The sequence below is a fragment of the Pseudoalteromonas sp. SCQQ13 genome (genome assembly GCF_015864415.1).
Lineage (GTDB): Bacteria > Pseudomonadota > Gammaproteobacteria > Enterobacterales > Alteromonadaceae > Pseudoalteromonas > Pseudoalteromonas nigrifaciens.
Window position 1 is genome coordinate 60,763 of sequence record NZ_JADYXG010000004.1, and the last position, 18,755, is coordinate 79,517.

An 18,755-nucleotide genomic window follows, 5' to 3' on the forward strand; every position below is an offset into this window, starting at 1 on the left:
TCAACTTAACACGCTTATATTGCTATGAAAAATATTATTCTAAGTTTGACACTAATGTTTGGTTTTGTATTTTCGGCAGACGCAACTCAAAACAAGAGTTATTCGATTGATTACATTCAAGGTGAAGGAGATGTCAAAGGGATTAAGCTAGCGCTGCAATACCACGTTGACTGGTTAAAACAGTATTCAGAGAATTTAAATATGTATTTTGAATCAAGCTTAAACCTGTGGGAGTATGGTGCTGAAAATGACTACGACAGTAACCTAGTGCTTGCTATTTCGCCAGTGATCCAATACCCGATAACCCAGATGGCAGATAAACCTATTTTTATAGAGTTTGGGATTGGTGTTTCGTTACTCGACGATACTGTGTTTGCGGGCAAAAATGTCAGCACCCATTATCAATTTGAAGACCGCTTAGGTTTAGTGATGAAGTTTGGCAAAAATAATCGACAAAGCGTGGCTATACGCTACTTTCATTATTCTAACGCCGGCTTCAAAAAGCCAAATCCAGGGCTAGATTTTATTGCCCTAAATTATACCCGCTTTTATTAACCCCTGTGACTAAGTAGCCGCAAGTATCGCAATATAAATAACTGCGGCTACTACGAAAAATTAGCGCAAAACGCTACTCAGTTTTTCGTTAGTGAGAGGTGTTTTAAATAAGGGCTAAATTATTGTGCTTTTAACGCTAAATACTCAGTACATGATGCTGATCAATTATCCTTAAATTAATACTCTATATACTGCCGCGCTTTGTTATTTAATTATTCATGCAACTGGCTTGTAACCAGTTTTATGTATGGAGCGCTCATGCCATCAACTACTGTTAACTCTTCAAAAAATACACCGCCGTTTGCGTTTACCCCTGAACTATTATCGCCCGCGGGCAGCTTAAAAAACATGCGTTATGCCTTTGCCTATGGTGCCGATGCAGTATATGCAGGGCAGCCACGCTATAGCTTACGAGTACGTAATAATGAGTTTGATCTTGAAACATTAAAAATAGGCATAGATGAAGCGCATGCACTAAATAAAAAGTTTTATGTGGTATCGAATATTGCGCCGCATAACGCTAAAGTTAACTCGTATTTACGCGACATTGAGCCGGTTATTGCTATGCAGCCCGATGCGCTGATCATGTCTGATCCGGGTTTAATTATGTTAGTGCGTGAAAAATGGCCGACTATGCCTATTCATCTATCGGTACAAGCGAATGCGGTAAATTACGCGAGTGTACAGTTTTGGGCAAAACAGGGGATTGAGCGAGTTATTTTATCGCGCGAACTGTCGCTAGAAGAAATTGCCGAAATACGCAGGCTTTGCCCAAATACCGAGTTGGAAATATTTGTCCATGGTGCCTTGTGTATGGCGTACTCTGGACGCTGTTTATTGTCGGGTTACATAAACAAACGCGATCCAAATCAAGGTACATGCACTAATGCTTGTCGTTGGGATTACGATGTAAAACCGGGCGTTGAAAACGAAACGGGTGAAATGGTACATAAGTTCGATCCTAAAAGCATAATACCTACGCTTGGTGAAGGCGCGCCTAGCAGCGAAATAGTCATGTTAGAGGAGCAAGGTCGCCCCGGTGAATATATGCCTGCTTATGAAGATGAGCATGGTACTTATATTATGAACTCAAAAGATTTACGTGCAGTACAATATGTAGAGCAACTTACCCAAATGGGTATACATAGCTTAAAAATAGAAGGGCGCACTAAGTCTTTTTATTATGTAGCACGCACCGCGCAGGTTTATCGCAAAGCAATTGATGACGCAGTAGCTGGTCGCCCGTTTGATACCAACTTATTTAAAACCTTAGAAAATTTAGCCCACAGAGGCTACACCGAAGGCTTTTTAAAGCGCCATGCGCACCAAGACTATCAAAATTATGAATACGGCCATTCGGTATCAACTAAACAACAGTTTGTTGGCGAAGTGCTGGGTAGAGATGCTAACGGCTTAGTTGATATTGATGTAAAAAATAAGTTTTGTGTTGGCCATTCATTAGAGTTAATGACCCCACAAGGTAATATTAGCTTTGTACTTGAGCAGATGGAAAATAAAAAGGGTGAAAGTATTAGCGATGCTAAAGGTTCCGGCCATATTGTTAAAATAGCGCTGCCTCAAGCACTAGATTTAGCGTACGCTATTTTAATGCGTAATCTTGATGAGCATCAAGATACTCGTAATCCGTTTAAGCAAGCCGTTTAGTAATTACAGCAATACTTTAAGCGACTTTTATAGCGTTATGGTACTGAGGCTGAGTTATTAAAAAATACCTTGCAGCGCTTTAGCTAAAGTGTTGCAAGGTATAGTCTATTAGTAACCTCACACGATGAGGGATTTGTTTTCTGTCGCGATAAAGCATAGAAAAAGGCTGCCCTTCACTTTGCCAATCAGGAAGAATACGCTCAAGCGTTCCTGACTCTATTAATGGCAATGCAATATAATCAGGTATATAACTAATGCCAACACCCGATTCTACGGCATGTTTCATCATTTGAATTTCATCAACTTCAAGCCTAATGTGTTTTTTTGGCTCAACGTTATACACTTCATTAGTCAGTTTATTTTTTAATTGCCACGGTGCTAATCCAAAGCAAATAACTTTGGGTTGTTCTTCTAATTGCTCAGGGTGGGTAATTAAATGAGTGGTTTGGTTAGGGCGGCCACATATTATATTATGGGTGAGTTTCAACTCTCTAATAACCCAATTATCAATAGCAGGGTTTCTTACTCTAAAAGCAATATCAATGCCTTTTTTTTCGATATCAATTAAGTCATTTGAAAAACGTAAATCTAACTGTATTTCTGGATACAGCAGTAAAAAATCACAAAAAATAGCGCTTAAAAAATGCTTGCCCATGTAAATTGGCGCAGAAATTCTAATTTTACCTTTTGGTTGCTGCTTCTCATCAGATAACGCTTGCTCTATGGCGTCTACTTCCTCAAACAGTTTGCAGTAGCGAGCGTAATATAGCTCCCCTGTATGAGTTAATGTAACGCGATGAGCGTCTCGATTAAGTAAGGTTAACTGTAGAGTTTGCTCCAATAAACGTATTCTGCGGCTTAAGGTTGATAATGATAGATTTAGACTTTCGGATGCTTTTTTAAAGCTACCTAATTTCACTATAGTGCAAAAATAACGTAAATCATCAAGGGAGTAATTAGGCATTATTAAAACCGCTTATCATTTCAAAACTTAATTATTGTTGAAGTTATGTTTAATCATAACAGCGGCGCTGTTAAATATCATTAGATGTTAAAAGTAGTGATTTATAAAAGCGTTTTTAACTTTTATAAATACTTTGCGGCGAGTTTATCTTTTTAGGTTTAATTTGCAGCAGTGGCTTGAGCTTTTAAATAAAGCAGTGCCGAGCAATATGTTATTGCCATAAATAGCCTATAGCGACGCATAAATACCAAACACGAGTTGCCTTTCGGTTTCTGCCAGAAGCTTGAGTAGTTTTTTAGCCCATTAGTTAAACCTATATAAATAAAGGCCTTGCGGCGATTTTTTATTGATTGAGATCAACAAAGCAACAGAGAAAAATAGGCATAATTCGCGGCTGTAATTTACACCCAAAAATAAAAATTTGTGTTACTAATTTGTGTTACGATTTAATGAAAAATAGCGGTTTTTTATTAAACTAGAACTGCACAAAAGTTAGCCTTTACACACCTTTGTTTTTACTTATCTTTTTGTTTTATAATGATATTAATTGAAAAGGCTAAAAAATGGCTCTACTCATAAATAACAAATGCATTAACTGCGATATGTGCGATCCAGAGTGCCCAAATGAGGCTATTTATATGGGGGCTAAAATATATCAAATAGATCCCAGTAAATGCACTGAATGCGTAGGTCATTATGATAAACCTACTTGCGTAAGTGTCTGCCCAATTGATTGTATTAAGCCAGACCCAACCCATAGTGAAACTATTGATGAGCTTGCCGATAAGTACGTAAGGTTAACTAGTAGTTGTGGCTAACTGCTAAGCGTACTGTTTTAAAGCTGATTAACAGTACGCTTAGTAATATTCGTTTTTATAAGTCAGGGAAGTGACCAAAAGCTTGATTTATTTCATGGTTTTGCTGACTGACCCAAGTAAAGTAATCTTTATTAGCTAATAAACTGGCGGCATCGTTGTCGATTATCACTATCGCGTTTTTATGCATTTGTAAAATTGACGCCGGGCAACTTGCCGAAAGTGGGCCGTTTACCATGTCATTTACCGCTTGTGCTTTATTTTTACCCGTGGCAATTAGTAACACATACTTAGCGTCCATTATGGTAGCAATACCCATGGTCATCGCCATTTTTGGTTGTTGCTCATCGTCTGAAAACATTCTGCTGTTGTCTGATACGGTTTGCTCAGTTAGCGATTTGATCCGGGTGCGAGATGCAAAGCTTGATGAGGGTTCATTAAAGCCAATATGGCCATTGCCGCCAATGCCTAAAAGCTGCAGATCTAAGCCTCCGAGTGCCGCTATTTGCTGCTCAAAATGTTCACCTTGTTTTCTAGGATCTTGTTTGGCGTTACAAGTTGGTAAATGGGTGTTGTTTTTATCTATATCTATGTGATCGAACAGTTGGCTGTTCATAAAGTAACGGTAGCTATTACTATTATTTTCATCGATGTCGTAATACTCATCTAAATTAAACGTATTTACCTGAGCAAAACTAATATGCTTATTTTTATACATCGATACTAGCTGCTTATATAAATCAATAGGCGTGCTACCTGTAGCTAGGCCTATATTTGCATTGTTTTTTGCTAAAATTAACTTTTGTAGCAACGTTGCTGCATTTTCAGCAACAGCTTTTTTATCATCAAATATAAGTACTTGCATTTTACTTCTCTATTAATTGATTTTTAGCGTAGTGATGCACACCGATTAAATCGGCATCTGCACCCGATACCGGCTGTAACAAGGTTACTTGATAAATTTCCGGTGCTTGTTGAATTTTTTCAGCTACTTTATTAAAAAATAATGCTGACAAACCCACACTGCCTCCAATAACAACTGTTTCGTTGCCAAATGTGGCTTTCATATTAAATATCAGCTCGGCCACGGCCGATGCGGCATTATCAATAATTTCGGCTACTTCAGGATGCTCAGCGTAGTTTGTAAATACGTCTTTTGCATTGAGTGTTTTACCCAGTGCTTTGCTGGCGTGTTTAGCAATAGCAGTGCCTGAGGCAATTGACTCAACACAGTTTGTTCTGCCGCAGTGGCAGCTGTAGTTATGGTTTGATTGAATATGTACTGTGGTGTGGCCTAGGTGGGCACAAAACCCATCGGCGCAGGTGATTATTTGGTCGTTAAATACAATGCCTGCCCCCACTCCTGTTGATACGGTAATGTAAATAAAGTTTTTATTTTTTACCTGCTCATTTACCGTGTATTCAGCCCAAGCGGCTGCAGAGGCATCGTTAATTATAGTAACGGGTAGGTTAGTTAGGCTTTCTAACTGTGCTTTTAATGGTAATTTACGACGCACAGATAAAAAATTCACAAATTCTGCGCTAACTTGGCCTGTGCAAGCAATATTAATTGAGCTGGCTTGAAGTACCCACTTTTCAATTACGGTATAAACGTATGCCGCTAAGTCATCAATATTAGTATGTATAATAGAGTCAACTTTTATTGAATTAACGATTTGGTCATTATCAATAAGTGCGCACGCTATTTTGGTGCCGCCAATATCAATGGCAATATTCATCATTAAATATCACTCTTTGCATTGTTAATACTTTGCACAAACCACCCAGTTATATGCTCAAGGCGGGTAATTGCCGAGCCAACAGTGACGCACAATGCACCGAGTTCGATTGCTTTTGCAGCGCGTTCAGGCGAGTTGTAGCGCCCTTCGGCAATCACTTTTATACCAGCACTGACTAAGTCACTTACTAATTGATAGTCGGGTTCGTTAGGGGTTGTACTTAAATCTAAATAACCAGATAGCGTGCTGCCAATAAAGGTACAGCCAGCGTCGTGTAAAAACTTGCCGCCAGCAAGGTCAGCACAGTCGGCCATAGCAATACAACCGTGTTCGTGGATGGTGTTTAACAGAGTTAGCCTATCTACTGGGCGAGGTCTATCTGTGCCATCAAACGCGATAATAGTTGCGCCGGCTTCGGCCAGGCCAATAACGTCTTCAATAAAGGGGGTTATGCGCACCTCGGTATCAGTAAGGTCGCGTTTAACAATTCCTACAATAGGAATATTGCTTACTTTTGCGACCGCACGTACATTTTCAATGCCTTCAATTCGTAGTGCTTTTGCACCCCCAGCTACGGTTGCTAATGCCATAGCAACAATATGCTCAACTTTGTCCATAGGGCCATCGTCAAGAGGCTGGCATGATGCAATTAAACTACTTTGCAAATGGTTTACTAAAAAGCTCTCTAACTCTATATTTTTATTTGACATATTTTGCTCTTAAATTTGGTTATTGGTTCATTGTATATAAGGTTAATTTTGAAAGATCTTTATTGTGTGCAGGGAATAATAAACTAACTAAGTAGCCAACAATTAAGCAGGTTAAAATACCTATTGTTCCGTAAAGATAGCCATTAGCCCAGCCATATTTCCATGCTGAAATCATTAAGCTCACCCCTGAGATAATACCTACTATAGCGCCTACAGAGTTAGCACGTTTGGTTAATGCGCCAAGTATAAATATGCCACCTAATGCACCCATAAACATACCAATTACTTTAAAATAAGCTTCCATTAGTGAGCGTATTTCAGGGTCGATAAATATTAATCCAACCAAGGTGCCTAATACGCCAGAAATAAAAGTAAGGATGCGCGCTAAACTCATATAAGACTTCTCAGATTTGGCTAAATTAAAAGGTCGTACAAAGTCGGTTAATACCGTAGTGGCAATAGAGTTCATGCTGGTTGAAACCGTTGACTGCGCTGCTGCAAAAATACCCGCAATAATGAGTCCGGCTAAACCCATTGGTAGTTCATTTGATATAAACGTAGGGAAAATTTGATCAATTTGAATGGTTGGGTCGAGTTTTTCAGGGTTAAGTTGGTAAAAAGCATATAAGCCTGTACCAATACAGAAAAACAATAACGCGCCCGGCGCCGCTAATATGGCATTGGCCCAAATAGATTTAACCGCTGAGGCAGGATCTTTGGTTACCATATATCTTTGCACAACGGCTTGATCTGCAGTGTAGCTCGATAAATTTTGGCCAATACCGCCCAGCACAATAACCCAAATAGATAAGCTAGTAATACTCTCAAGGCTAAAGTCGTTATTAACTATGGTAAATTTATCGTCAGCAAAACCAATTTGTATAAAGCTATTAAAGCCATCATCGAGGCCTGCAATAATTACAGCAAAACACACAACAGCGCCAATAAGTAATACCACGGTTTGAATAGTATCAGTCCAAATAACGGCCTCAACACCACCCAGTGTACAATACAATAAACAAAGCACTCCCATAATAAGCACGCTATCAGAGGCACTAAGAGGGGTTACCGCCGACAAAGCCAACGCGGTTAGTGCCATAACAATACCCATACGGCCAATATGAAATAAGGTGAATAAGCCACTGGCAAAAAGTCGTACCGGCATATTAAATCTTTTTGATAAAAACTCATATGCACTGGTTGCATCTAGCTGTCTAAAAAAGGGAATTGCTACATATACGGCAATAGGCGCTACTGCAATTATCATCCAAATACCAATAAGTAGTACCCAGTTAGTTTGATAAACAATGGCCGGAAGGGCGATGTAAGTTAACGAGCTTAACATAGTGGCATAAATAGAGCAGGCTGCAGCCCACCAAGGTATTGACTGTCCGCCTCTAAAGTAATCGTTGGTGTTTTTATTTTTAAACATAAAATACAAACCAACCATGACCACAGAAAGTAAGTAAATCACTAAAACCAGCATGTTTTGCCAGCCAAAATCGCGGGCTGTATTACTAATTTCACCTTTAATTAAAACGGTATTGTTAGTATTTAACTCTGTTACTACTGCATAAGAGTGTTGCTGAACCTGAGTTATTTTATGAAAACGATAGTCTGACTTATTGTAATTAGACCATGCTTTAGTGATGGTATTGTATGACAAGGTTTTGCCACCTTGAGTCACTACCATAATATGAGATTGACCCAGAGGAGAAGCAAATACAAGCTTATCAATATCTACCAGCTCAGTGGGGTTATTACTTGTTACGGTTAACCATGAATTTGCAGCTTCATCAAACTCGTGTAATAAAAGTTTAGAATTAGAGTTGCTGCTTTGCTCTGCGCTTTGTTGTGAAACGGCGTAAATGCGGTTTTCGTTGCCATCATTTTGCACCACAAGTTCGCTGTTAATAATGTTTAGATCTGTAAATAATGCTGCATTGAGTGGTGTCCACTGTTGCTGGTCATTATTTAGGGCTATTTTAAAAAAGTACCACTGCTTATCAAAACCGGTAATGTACACGTTTTGCCCAAATACTTGCGCACTTATTTTACTAAACGAACGAGGTAAGTTAGCTAACTGTTTTGAAACAATACTTTGAGATTCATCATGCCATTCTAAAACATTAACACGTGTAGATTTTACCCCATTAACTAAACCGCCCAGCACAACTGTTTTGTTATTGTGCTGCACTGTAATTGCTTGCGCTCTATTACCATCAATAGGTTTGAAGTTTAATACAGTACTTATTTCATTTGTTGCTAGGTCTAGCTTATTTAATTTGGCAAAGTCGGTACTTGAAATAAACAAAGCGTCATTCGTTAAAAAATATAAAGAATCTTTATTTATAAGCAGGTGATTAGCGTTACTTTTAATAACGCTCCAATCAAGCTGTGTTTTAGCAAATGTATTGCATGATGTTAAAAGTAATAAAAAAATTATAATTATTCTCATAGTGCAACTGTATACCTGTTTGTGGTGTATACCTGTTATACCACCTAGGGTGAGTGAAATCTATAGTTTTTTAACATTTGCGACACAAAAAAAGGCTAAATTTAGCCTTTTTATAATATCTATAGTTTAATTAATTATACTTAAAGTTTTAACCGTAATAATTATCAAATACATAATCAATATGGGCTGAGAGTTTTGCGTCAGCTCCCTCTACATCACCATTTTTTATACACTCAAAAATAGCAACATGGTCGTTATAACTTTGCTTATTTAATTCCACCGTATTAACGTGCTCGGGGCGAGCATCAATTAACCAGTCCATTAACGCTTGGTGTACAGCTAAAAATATTGGATTCCCTGGGATAGAAGCAATCACCCGGTGGAAGTAAATATCAGTACGTCTAAATTGACTGTCATTTTCAATAGATTTACCATTTAACTCAAGCGCTTCACCTAGTTCTTTAATTTGGCTTGGTGTTGCCGAGGCCGCTGCATGTCTAACTAAGCTAGATTCAAAAAATCGTCTTAACTGGTCAAAATATTTTAAACCATTTGGCTGTGCAAGAAAGTCTTTTGACATCCCTGATAACTCAGCGATAATAGTGTCGGCTGAGGGGCGAGTAACCCGGGTTCTTTCACCGCTACTTATTTTTACCAGGCCTTTACGCGCAAGCGCAGCTAAAGCATCCCTGATCGAAGGCCTACCGACGCCAAATGCAGCCATAAGATCTCGCTCAGAAGGCAGTGCATCACCTTCAGAAATCTCACCTTGGCGGATCATGCGTTCGAGCTCTTCTTCGACCGTTTCGGATAATTTTTTTCGTTCTACTGGGCGCGTAACTTTCAATGTCATTTAAAAACCTATCAATTGTTTAGCTATTACCCTATCGTACCATAAAATAAAGAGTTCGCTAATGTTAGCTGAAAAATATCCTTATTTGGTAGCAATATACAAACGTGCGTTGTTTATCATCGCCAATGTTTCGTCGATGTAGCGCACTCTATTCGCCAAAGATTGTTGTTGTGGCAAAATTGAAATTTTGCAGCCAACAAAGTCTAAATTAGCCAATTGTTGTAACTGCATACAACGGTTTATTTCATGCTCATTCATTGCCGACTCTTTGTTTGTTTGCTGATCAAAATTATTTATTTGCGGTGGCATATGGCTATCTTTCCAGCTGCCGTAAAGTGCAGAGTGACTGCTGGCGCCAGAAAATATGAGGCCTGTAAATAAGCCTGCTTTTATGCAAAGTTCCATATGCTTTATTGCGCCGTTTGCACTTCTTGCTTCAATTGCTGAGCGTCCCCAATTTATTGAAATACCTAGTTTATGCCTAGTGTGTAGGTTGGCCGTTGTTATAGCGCTTATTTCGTCTTCTAAACGCATAAAACCTTTTTCACTAGGCTGGTTTTCAAGCTGTGCATCACAATGCTCAAGTACCAGCTTAGCACCGTGCCAGTCCCAACTTTGTAGCTCTTGGAGCGATTTAACTAATGCCGTTATTGATGAGGTAGCCGGTGCATTTAATGCAGGCGCACTATGGATTTGAATATGTGTAACCACAGGCTTTTTAAAGTGGTTATTAAGTTGTTTTATTTGCTGATTAGCTTGTTTATAAAAGTTAATAGCTTTAAGGCGACCTGCTTCATTGTCAGATGCAATACCAAAGTGCGGATCTTTGCTAAGCTCTCCCATGGTGCCAGGAATACAGGTAACGACATAACACCAACTGTCATCTAGCTGAGCATAAAACCATTCATTATCAAACCTATGAAGTTTACCAGTAAATGGGATTTCTAAGCCGTCGATGCGTTTATTCTTTTTTAGTTGTTGGTAAAATAAATGCTCTGCCTGTTGATCCCAACTAGAATCTGATGGCACTGAAGCGTAAGCCCCTACAAGTACTTTCATGTTATTCCTTTGAAGCTGTAATTTAGTGTAAGTAATACACCATAATTATTAAAATTAGCCTAACGTCTATTCCATAGCGCTAAGGTTTTGATGTATCTTGGTGAAGCTGTTATACCAGTAGTGCATTTCTAACACAACTGCTGATTTTTAAAATTAACTATTTAGGTTTAAACATGAACATCTATAAGTACGGTGTAGACTCTCAGCAATATGGTCAGTTAATTCGTCCACAAAATGATGCGTATTTGCCCGTTGTTATTGTGATTCATGGGGGTTACTGGAAGGATAACCATAGCTTAGATACATACCCAACTAAGCAAATTGTTGAGTATTTAGCGGATAAAAGTGTTGCAGTATGGAACTTAGAATATCGCAGAATGAATAGCATGGGACCTAATATTACCGCGCCCTGGCCAACTATTTTTAGTGATGTTGCACAAGGCATCGACTTTTTAACCACTTTGGCAACAGAGCATAAATTAGATTTAAGCAATGTGCTTATTATTGGTCATTCAGCAGGCGGACACTTAGCAACATGGGCAGCCTCACGCGGTATGATAGATAAAAATTCAGCGTTGTATAAAGCCGAGTACTTAGCTATAAAAACGGTTATTGCTATTGCGGGGGTGGTTGATTTAAGGCGTCGCAGTGATTTAGGGCAACCACAACAAGTAGTAAAATTATTAGGGGGTGAATTGGCTGATGGACATAGTCGTATAAAAAATTGTAACCCTGCACAGTTAATCGACAATAGCGTAAAATATATCATTATGCATGGCGATAAAGACAAAGAAGTTAATATAAAACAGGCTATTAGCTTTGTAAGAAGCAGTAACAAAGCTAATGTTGTTTTCCATGTTTTAGCGGGTGTTGATCATTTTACAATGTTTCCTAGTTTTAATAAAAACCTGCACAGCTGGCAATTACTACAGCATATTATTAGTGAAAATTTAGTTTAAACGGGTTATAAGCCGCCGCAGTGTTTTATTTTCTTAATTATTTATCGTGTTTGTAATACTTCACACCACCAAAGCGTATCTAGGTTAATTTACAGCTTAGCTATATACATTTCTTTATTTTTAACCTTAAGTTATTATTTTTAATAAACTATACGTTGCATTCAATAGTCGCAAACTTTCACAGTATGAAAAATATTCAATTAAAATCCTCCATTATTTAAATAGTAAATAAACAGCTCGCTCAAAAATCAACCTCAAGTAGTTAAATGTCTTTAGTGTAATTAGTTACTAACACATTCACGTTTGTAAGCAATGTTGTTAAATTTAGTATCTAAAATGTTAATTAAGGCGTTGCTGAAGGTGTACTGGTATGATAGGTTGCTTGTATGATATTTACACAAAGCCACGTTAATATTTTTACTCTGAGAGAATAGTTATGAAAAAAAATAAAATACAACATCACTTATCTGCTTTATCTGTTTGTATTGCAGCGATTGTAAGCCCACATGCAATTGCCCAAGATGCGGCAACAAAAGATATTGAACGCATTAACGTTACAGGTTCAAATATATTTAAGGGCAGCGCTAATTTTAGCTCATCTTCACCCGTTGTAGAGTTAGGTAAAGAAGCGATTGAAGGAGTAGCAGCCATTTCAATTGCGAATACTTTGAGCCGACTACCTTCAGTAACGGCTGGCACAAATGATGCCTCAAATAATGGCGATAGCGGCGGAAGTGCAGGTATTAGTACCACTTCACTTCGAAATCTAGGAACAGCAAGAACACTAGTATTAGTTAATGGCAGGCGCTATGTGTCGGGCACTTCTGCGGGTGACGGCTATGGTGTTGATTTAAATTCTATACCTACCTCAATTATTGAGCGTGTTGATGTATTAACCGGTGGTCAATCTGCAATTTATGGTTCAGATGCAATTGCGGGTGTAATAAATATAATCACTAAAAAGAACTTTGAAGGCCTCGAAGTTAACATGTTTGGTGCTGATTCAGATGAAGGTGGTGCTGCACGCCAAAATATTGATTTTACTTATGGTAAAAACTTTGATGGAGGTAACGCATGGTTGTCACTCGGGCTTGCCAATCAAGATGATCTAATGGCCAGAGATAGAGATTTTTCGAGAAATAGTATAAATGTGCATGATGAAGATGGTGACGGCCTTCGTGAAACATTGCGGGTACGAAATGGACCAATGCACGTTGATGGCGGCGCTTTTCAGTTTGCAGATGTAAGTATTTTTGGTAATGGTGATCCGTTTAGTCAATTTGCACCAAAAATAACTTCCGATGGTCAGTTAGATGGCAACAGTGATTTTTATAATCAAACATTTTATCGCAAAGCAATTGCACCTTATAAGAGACAGTTTGCTGCTGCTGGTATGACGTTTGATATTTCAAGTAAAGCACATGCTGAATTAGAGATTAACTACTCTGAGGTTAATTCGTCAACTAACATAGAAACAGCCCCTTTAAGTATAGTTAACGATGTATTTGTAGTGAATCGTGGTGGGACAACGGGTATTGATATTGCTAACAGCCCATTTTTTAATGGCAGTAGTGCACAAAACCAATTGTTACCGGCATTGCAAAATTCTGGAAATGGCAGTACCTCACTTGACCGTGTAAATACCTTTAGACGATTAGCCGAATTTGATAATTTAGGGGTAGAAAACCGCCGAAGCACTTTTCGTATCGCGGGTAACTTAGATTATGAGTTTGATAACAATTTACTCTTAAGCACGTCAGCGGTTTATGGTACGACTAACCAAGTACAAAAAAATAGTGGCGATGTAAACCTTGTTGCACTTCGTGCTGCACTGAATATTGAAGAAGATGGCAATGGTGGCTATCAATGTGCAAACGCCACTGATAGATGGCAAGGATGTGTACCAATAAATCCATTTGGTACAACAGACAGCGAGTTGGGCCAAGCAGGAATAACGGGTTTTTCTCCTGAGGCAGTCGACTATATCGGTATTCCTACTGGTCAAAGCGGCGTGATAAAACAATATGTAGTAAATAGTGTTTTATCAGGTGAGTTACCATTTACGCTTAATGATGAATATATTAGCTTTGCTACAGGTGTTGAGTATCGTAGAGAAGAAGGTGCTGAAACCCCTGATGCATTTCGTCAAGCGGGTATTAGCCGTCGTTTACAAGTATTTGCAACCGAAGGTAGTTTTTATTCTTATGAAGCCTTCGGGGAAATGTTTTTACCTGTGTATGATTGGTTGAATGTGAGCTTAGCGCTGCGCGTTGGTGACTACTCTTCTATTGGTAATACTTCAACATATAGACTAGGTATTGATTCGCCAATAAACGATTATGTACGTTTTCGTGCCAGTGTGTCGAGTGCGGTTAGAGCACCAAATGTTAACGACTTATTTGCTGCTGGATCTGCCAGTGCCACCGGTGGACATGATGTTTGTGATGGTGTAGATGCTAGTACAGCTGGTAATGTTGCAGCGAACTGTCGTTCAATCGATGCGATTGCAGATCGTATTGCGGCAGATGGCTCGTTCACTTTAGTGGGTTCTGAAAGTCAAAATGAACGTTTATTAACAACGGGTTCTGAAAGCTTAAAAGAGGAAAAAGCAGATACTTACACTATAGGTGCTGTATTTACGCCAATGGAGTCGCTTTCTGTTTCAGTAGATTATTATTCAATTGAGATTGAAGATGCGATTTTAAATGTGGGAGCCGGTGACATTATTAATCGTTGTTACAATGTAGATCCAAGTGAATTTGATGCAACTTGTGGTGGTAGTGTAGTACGTGCAGTAAATGGCCCTATTTTAAATATTACTTCAAAAGCAATTAACGAAAGCGAAGTAAAAACCAGCGGTGTTGATTTAGAAGTATTCTATACCATGGATAAATTAGACCTAAGCCTATCTGCATCATATTTAGATGAGTATGTAACCACAAGTAAGGCGGGCGTAGAGCGCGACTATAAAGGTGAAGTACTTTACCCTAAGTTTAGATATACCATGCACGGTACTTATAATTTTACCGACGACTTTAGCTTATTTACTCAAGTAACTTACAGAGATGAAACTCAAAATGATGTAAATAATGATGTGAATCAAACACTATCTAACGATATTAACACATTAGATTCTGTATATTATGTAGATTTAAGAGCTTCATATAACGTTAATGAATCACTTAATTTATATGCCGGTTCTAACAACTTATTTAATGAACAGCCAGACATTATACCGCGTGGCACGGTAACTTCATCAGCAGCAGGCACAAATACTGAGCCAAGAGCTTATGATATTATTGGCCGTCAGTATTTTGTTGGTCTTAAATATAAGTTTTAATTTGTTTCGTTAAGTTATTAACACAGTTAAAAACCTAATCGTAAAGATTAGGTTTTTTATTTTTTAGATTAAAATTGCGAGGTTAATATGTTGCGATCGTTAATGTTGTGCAGCTATTTAGTGCTTAGTATTTTTTTTGTAGCGCCGCTTGAGGCAAAAACCGACAGCATAATTTCTAATTGGACAGAGGTTGCAAAGTTGCCGCTTTATACTCATAAAGGGCAACCAACAGGAATATCAGCTGCCTATACAGGGATGATTGGCTCATACTTAGTGATAGCGGGAGGGGCTAACTTTCCTAATGGTCACCCTTACTTTGATGGTGCAAGTAAGCATTATCATGACAATATTTATGTATATGACCTCAGTAATGAGCAATTTAAATTAGTTGCTACCGGTAAGCTACCAATGCCAATGGGTTATGGCGCAACTGTAAGTAAAAACAATAGTTTATTGTTAGTTGGCGGCAAAGACAATCAGCAAACATATAATACGGTGATAGCGCTCACGTTAGATGAAAATCATATGCCGCAAAGCCAATTAGTGGCTACGCTGCCATTTACTTGGTCTGATGGCGCAGCTGATTTACACGCTGATTCTTTATATTTATTTGCAGGTATGGTGGATGAAAAAATATCGAATCAAGTATGTAAATTTTCGTTTGCCCGCGGTCAGTGCGATGTTAGTGGCAAAATTCCTGCACTACCAGCAAGTCCACGCACGCAATTTCCAGCAATTGCTATTAATGGTCAGTTTATGTTGTTTGGCGGGATTAATAGCCAGTCTAAAAGCAATAACTTTGCACTCACAGATGCTTATTCGTTTGATTACAAAACCGCTAAGTGGCGTGTGTTACCCAAGACTAAACTTAATAATGAAGACTTTACCTTAGCGGGTGGGAGTGCCTTGCGCTTAACGAATAAAAAAATATTAGTATTAGGAGGAATTAATAAAAGCGTATTTAACAATGCGGTATTAAAGCTCAATACCTTACAAGGCAGTAAGCTTGAGCAATTTAAACTAGAGTATTTCTCAATGCCGATTAGCGCATTTAACTTTAGCCGAAAGCAGGTTGTATTTGATACACACACCATGAACTGGTCTGCATTGCAGCAAGATGTACCTTTTGCCGGTGGCGCTGGACCGTTACAAACTGCGCAATATAATAAGATGATTTATTGGATTTCTGGCGAGGTCAAAGCAGTGCAACGTAGTCCCTATATTTATCAAGCAAAAGTACAGCGTTAGGCTAACCCTGGGCTTTAATTTATTTTCTACTTTAACGATAAAGCAACAGCGTGTGGTGCACTAATTTTACTTCTTTCTACAGTGAGCGTTAAATTCCTTAACTTTTAATCATGTTGTGTAGCTTAGCCGCACTGTAATCTTTAACAATAAAAAAGCCGCATAAATGCGGCTAATAAGGGGATAGCAAAATATTAATCTTAGGTAGCGCTAAAAAGTAACGTGCTACCCAACTGTTACTACGCTGGTTGGTGATCCATAAAACCTGCGGCTTGCATTTTAGCAACCACGTCTTTTTTCTCATCGTCGTTAAGCGCACGAATTGGTAAGCGTGGGTTACCTACATCAATACCATGTAGTTGCATTGCTGCTTTACCCGCTGCTACGCCGCCATATTGAACCAGAGTACGAATTAATGCGATAACTTTATCCATTAACGCAGTTACGGTTTCTTGGTCACCTTTGTTGAACGCTTCGATAATTTCTAAATAAAGTGGAGCTGCGTAGTTGTACGTACTGCCTACTGCGCCAATAGCACCTACTGCTAGGCCACCTGGAAGAAACTCGTCAACACCAAATGGAATATCGAATTTGCCGCCACAAGCACGCTTACAACGTTGGAATTCGTAAAGATCACCATGGTTAAACTTAATACCTGCAAGGTTAGGAATAACCTTGTCAGCTTTAATTAAAAACTGCTCCATATCAAACATCACACCCGACATACCTGAGTGGTAGTAGTAAAATGCTTTTGATGGTGCGGCAGCGGCAACCGTTGCACAGTAATGCACTAAATCGTCAACTGAGCCGGGTTTAAAGAAACACGGTGCGATAATAGAGGTAGCAAAAATATCAAGCGTTTCTGCGTGCTTGGTTAATTCAAGGCTGTCGGCTATTGATAATGCGCCGGTATGCACAGTAATACTTAGTTTACCTTGAGCTGCTGTAACCCAACGCTCAGCAATAGCTTTGCGCTCAGCAACCGAGCAGTTAAGGCCCTCGCCTGTAGTACCACAAATATAAACGCCTTTAACGCCTTGCTTAATTAGTAGCTCAGCAAGTTGGTCAATAACTGGTAAGTTAACATCACCATTTTTATCAAACGGAGTATGAGGGGCTGCGATCAGTCCAGTAAGTTTATTCATTTTTAGCCTCTGTAATTTTAAAATATTGCTTTGCCGCCAATCCATGTGTTTAACACACGAGGCGACGAATTTGTTGTTGAAAGTAAAGTTAAGTCGGCATTGGCGCCAATGCTTAACTGCCCACGAGAGCCCTCTATTCCTAAAAACTCAGCTGGGTATAAACTAGCCATATTGAGGGCGTCGGTTAAGGAAATGTCTAACATGTGTGTTGCGTTATTCACTGCGGTGATCATATTTAGTGCTGAGCCCGCTAATTGGCCGCTATTGCTGGTTAATTTGTCGCCAACTAAGTTAATGTCATGGCCGTCAAAATGCAGTTGTGTTTGCTCGCTACCTATAGTCGACATTGAGTCGGTAACTAGCATCATTTTACGAGCGGCTTTTGCTCTATAAGCTAGTTTGGCAGTACTTGGGTGTACGTGGTGGCCATCTAAAATAATGCCACACCAGCTTTGCTCATCAAGTAATGCAGCTCCCACCATATTTGGCGCGCGCGACTCAAGTGCTGACATAGCATTAAATAAATGGGTAAAACCCGTTGCGCCAGCAGCTAGTGCGGCTTGTGCTTGCTCAAAACTTGCGTTTGAGTGACCTAAACAAACATGTACACCGTGATCTACTAATATTTTAATTGTTTCGCAGCTGACATTTTCAGGGGCTAATGTGACTATTTTTATGCCTAAATCGTCACGACAATAAATATCTAATTCTTGCTGGCTTAAACCGCGAATTTGTTGGCTACTGTGAATGCCTTTTTTAGGCTCGCTAATATGTGGGCCTTCAAAATGTACTCCTAAAATACCAGGGGTGTGCTGTGCTATAGCGGTACTTATTAGGTTGGCAGTTTGTTCTATTTTATTTAAATTGCTGGTGATTAGCGTAGGCAGTAAGCTGCTAGTACCATACTTAGCATGTGCTGTGCTCATTGCTGTTAGGGTTTGTAAATTGGTATTTTGATTGAGTAAACAACCTCCGCCACCATTAACTTGCGTATCAATAAATCCAGCAGTTAATAAGCCACTAACTTTAGTTTCAATGGCGCCTTTTACAGTATCAAAAGCAATAATTTTGCCATCTTTAATACTAATAGGGTGGTTAGAGTGTAGTGTTTTGCCATCAAATAGATGATCGGCTATTAAAGTGGTGATCATGACAAGTCTTCTAAGTTAGTACTGACATTTAAAGCGGTGGACTAATTTTTTATGGTTAGTCCACCATTGCATTTAATATTTTAAGTATTAAACGGTT

At 38.9% G+C, this 18,755-nt stretch carries 15 protein-coding genes; 6 read left to right on the plus strand and 9 right to left on the minus strand.

Features of this window, described 5'->3' with window-relative positions; genetic code table 11:
- The first annotated feature begins 54 nt into the window (after positions 1-54).
- Positions 55-555, plus strand: coding sequence for an acyloxyacyl hydrolase (locus I6F41_RS04690; RefSeq protein WP_225740922.1), 501 nt, complete (start codon positions 55-57; stop codon positions 553-555).
- A gap of 258 nt (positions 556-813) precedes the next feature.
- On the plus strand, positions 814-2,220 hold the full coding sequence (trhP, locus tag I6F41_RS04695) for a prephenate-dependent tRNA uridine(34) hydroxylase TrhP (protein ID WP_011329783.1): 1,407 nt from the start codon (positions 814-816) through the stop codon (positions 2,218-2,220).
- A 79-nt stretch (positions 2,221-2,299) separates the two neighbouring features.
- Here the strand turns inward: trhP and I6F41_RS04700 are convergent, their stop codons facing one another.
- Entirely contained in the window at positions 2,300-3,184 is an 885-nt protein-coding gene (locus tag I6F41_RS04700; RefSeq protein ID WP_011329784.1) for a LysR family transcriptional regulator, read from the minus strand.
- A 563-nt stretch (positions 3,185-3,747) separates the two neighbouring features.
- Between I6F41_RS04700 and I6F41_RS04705 the strand changes: the two genes are divergently transcribed.
- Positions 3,748-4,002: a YfhL family 4Fe-4S dicluster ferredoxin gene (locus I6F41_RS04705; protein WP_011329785.1), complete on the plus strand. Its 255-nt coding sequence runs from the start codon at positions 3,748-3,750 to the stop codon at positions 4,000-4,002.
- 55 nt (positions 4,003-4,057) lie between these two features.
- On the opposite strand, the gene nagB is transcribed toward I6F41_RS04705, so the two are convergent.
- The 6 genes from nagB to I6F41_RS04735 form a co-directional block, all read right to left on the minus strand.
- Complete coding sequence (gene nagB / locus I6F41_RS04710; RefSeq protein ID WP_011329786.1) at positions 4,058-4,864, minus strand: glucosamine-6-phosphate deaminase; 807 nt, start codon at positions 4,862-4,864, stop codon at positions 4,058-4,060.
- A 1-nt stretch (position 4,865) separates the two neighbouring features.
- Complete coding sequence (locus I6F41_RS04715) at positions 4,866-5,741, minus strand: ROK family protein (RefSeq protein WP_197107788.1); 876 nt, start codon at positions 5,739-5,741, stop codon at positions 4,866-4,868.
- Complete coding sequence (locus I6F41_RS04720) at positions 5,741-6,448, minus strand: N-acetylmannosamine-6-phosphate 2-epimerase (protein ID WP_011329788.1); 708 nt, start codon at positions 6,446-6,448, stop codon at positions 5,741-5,743. Before I6F41_RS04720 ends, I6F41_RS04715 begins: the two co-directional genes overlap by 1 nt.
- Before the next feature lie 19 nt (positions 6,449-6,467).
- Positions 6,468-8,906, minus strand: coding sequence for a sodium:solute symporter (locus tag I6F41_RS04725; RefSeq protein WP_197107790.1), 2,439 nt, complete (start codon positions 8,904-8,906; stop codon positions 6,468-6,470).
- Between the two features lie 148 nt (positions 8,907-9,054).
- Complete coding sequence (locus I6F41_RS04730) at positions 9,055-9,759, minus strand: transcriptional regulator NanR (protein WP_197107792.1); 705 nt, start codon at positions 9,757-9,759, stop codon at positions 9,055-9,057.
- 81 nt (positions 9,760-9,840) lie between these two features.
- Complete coding sequence (locus tag I6F41_RS04735) at positions 9,841-10,818, minus strand: DUF4862 family protein (RefSeq protein WP_197107794.1); 978 nt, start codon at positions 10,816-10,818, stop codon at positions 9,841-9,843.
- Between the two features lie 173 nt (positions 10,819-10,991).
- On the opposite strand from I6F41_RS04735, the gene I6F41_RS04740 reads away from it, so the two are divergent.
- The 3 genes from I6F41_RS04740 to I6F41_RS04750 all read left to right on the plus strand — a co-directional run bounded on the left by I6F41_RS04740 (position 10,992) and on the right by I6F41_RS04750 (position 16,365).
- Positions 10,992-11,777 carry an alpha/beta hydrolase gene (locus tag I6F41_RS04740; RefSeq protein ID WP_197107796.1) on the plus strand — a complete coding sequence of 262 codons (786 nt, stop codon included), beginning with the start codon at positions 10,992-10,994 and terminating at the stop codon, positions 11,775-11,777.
- Positions 11,778-12,213: 436 nt separating this feature from the next.
- On the plus strand, positions 12,214-15,117 hold the full coding sequence (locus tag I6F41_RS04745; RefSeq protein ID WP_197107798.1) for a TonB-dependent receptor domain-containing protein: 2,904 nt from the start codon (positions 12,214-12,216) through the stop codon (positions 15,115-15,117).
- 87 nt (positions 15,118-15,204) lie between these two features.
- Positions 15,205-16,365 (plus strand): Kelch repeat-containing protein, encoded by a 1,161-nt coding sequence (locus I6F41_RS04750; RefSeq protein WP_197107800.1) that lies wholly within the window; start codon positions 15,205-15,207, stop codon positions 16,363-16,365.
- Positions 16,366-16,601: 236 nt separating this feature from the next.
- Here I6F41_RS04750 and I6F41_RS04755 read toward each other — a convergent pair whose 3' ends face one another.
- Together I6F41_RS04755 and nagA are read right to left on the minus strand one after the other, a co-directional pair.
- On the minus strand, positions 16,602-17,507 hold the full coding sequence (locus I6F41_RS04755) for a dihydrodipicolinate synthase family protein (protein WP_011329793.1): 906 nt from the start codon (positions 17,505-17,507) through the stop codon (positions 16,602-16,604).
- A 17-nt stretch (positions 17,508-17,524) separates the two neighbouring features.
- On the minus strand, positions 17,525-18,658 hold the full coding sequence (nagA, locus tag I6F41_RS04760; RefSeq protein ID WP_058374773.1) for an N-acetylglucosamine-6-phosphate deacetylase: 1,134 nt from the start codon (positions 18,656-18,658) through the stop codon (positions 17,525-17,527).
- Positions 18,659-18,755: the final 97 nt, after the last annotated feature.

Coding starts and splice junctions, on each gene's coding strand:
- I6F41_RS04725 (WP_197107790.1), bottom strand. CDS start 8,906: ATGAGAATAATTATAATTTTTTTATTACTTTTAACATCATGCAATACA.
- nagB (WP_011329786.1), bottom strand. CDS start 4,864: ATGCAAGTACTTATATTTGATGATAAAAAAGCTGTTGCTGAAAATGCA.
- I6F41_RS04690 (WP_225740922.1), top strand. CDS start 55: ATGTTTGGTTTTGTATTTTCGGCAGACGCAACTCAAAACAAGAGTTAT.
- I6F41_RS04720 (WP_011329788.1), bottom strand. CDS start 6,448: ATGTCAAATAAAAATATAGAGTTAGAGAGCTTTTTAGTAAACCATTTG.
- trhP (WP_011329783.1), top strand. CDS start 814: ATGCCATCAACTACTGTTAACTCTTCAAAAAATACACCGCCGTTTGCG.
- I6F41_RS04740 (WP_197107796.1), top strand. CDS start 10,992: ATGAACATCTATAAGTACGGTGTAGACTCTCAGCAATATGGTCAGTTA.
- I6F41_RS04755 (WP_011329793.1), bottom strand. CDS start 17,507: ATGAATAAACTTACTGGACTGATCGCAGCCCCTCATACTCCGTTTGAT.
- I6F41_RS04735 (WP_197107794.1), bottom strand. CDS start 10,818: ATGAAAGTACTTGTAGGGGCTTACGCTTCAGTGCCATCAGATTCTAGT.
- nagA (WP_058374773.1), bottom strand. CDS start 18,658: ATGATCACCACTTTAATAGCCGATCATCTATTTGATGGCAAAACACTA.
- I6F41_RS04730 (WP_197107792.1), bottom strand. CDS start 9,759: ATGACATTGAAAGTTACGCGCCCAGTAGAACGAAAAAAATTATCCGAA.
- I6F41_RS04705 (WP_011329785.1), top strand. CDS start 3,748: ATGGCTCTACTCATAAATAACAAATGCATTAACTGCGATATGTGCGAT.
- I6F41_RS04700 (WP_011329784.1), bottom strand. CDS start 3,184: ATGCCTAATTACTCCCTTGATGATTTACGTTATTTTTGCACTATAGTG.
- I6F41_RS04745 (WP_197107798.1), top strand. CDS start 12,214: ATGAAAAAAAATAAAATACAACATCACTTATCTGCTTTATCTGTTTGT.
- I6F41_RS04715 (WP_197107788.1), bottom strand. CDS start 5,741: ATGATGAATATTGCCATTGATATTGGCGGCACCAAAATAGCGTGCGCA.
- I6F41_RS04750 (WP_197107800.1), top strand. CDS start 15,205: ATGTTGCGATCGTTAATGTTGTGCAGCTATTTAGTGCTTAGTATTTTT.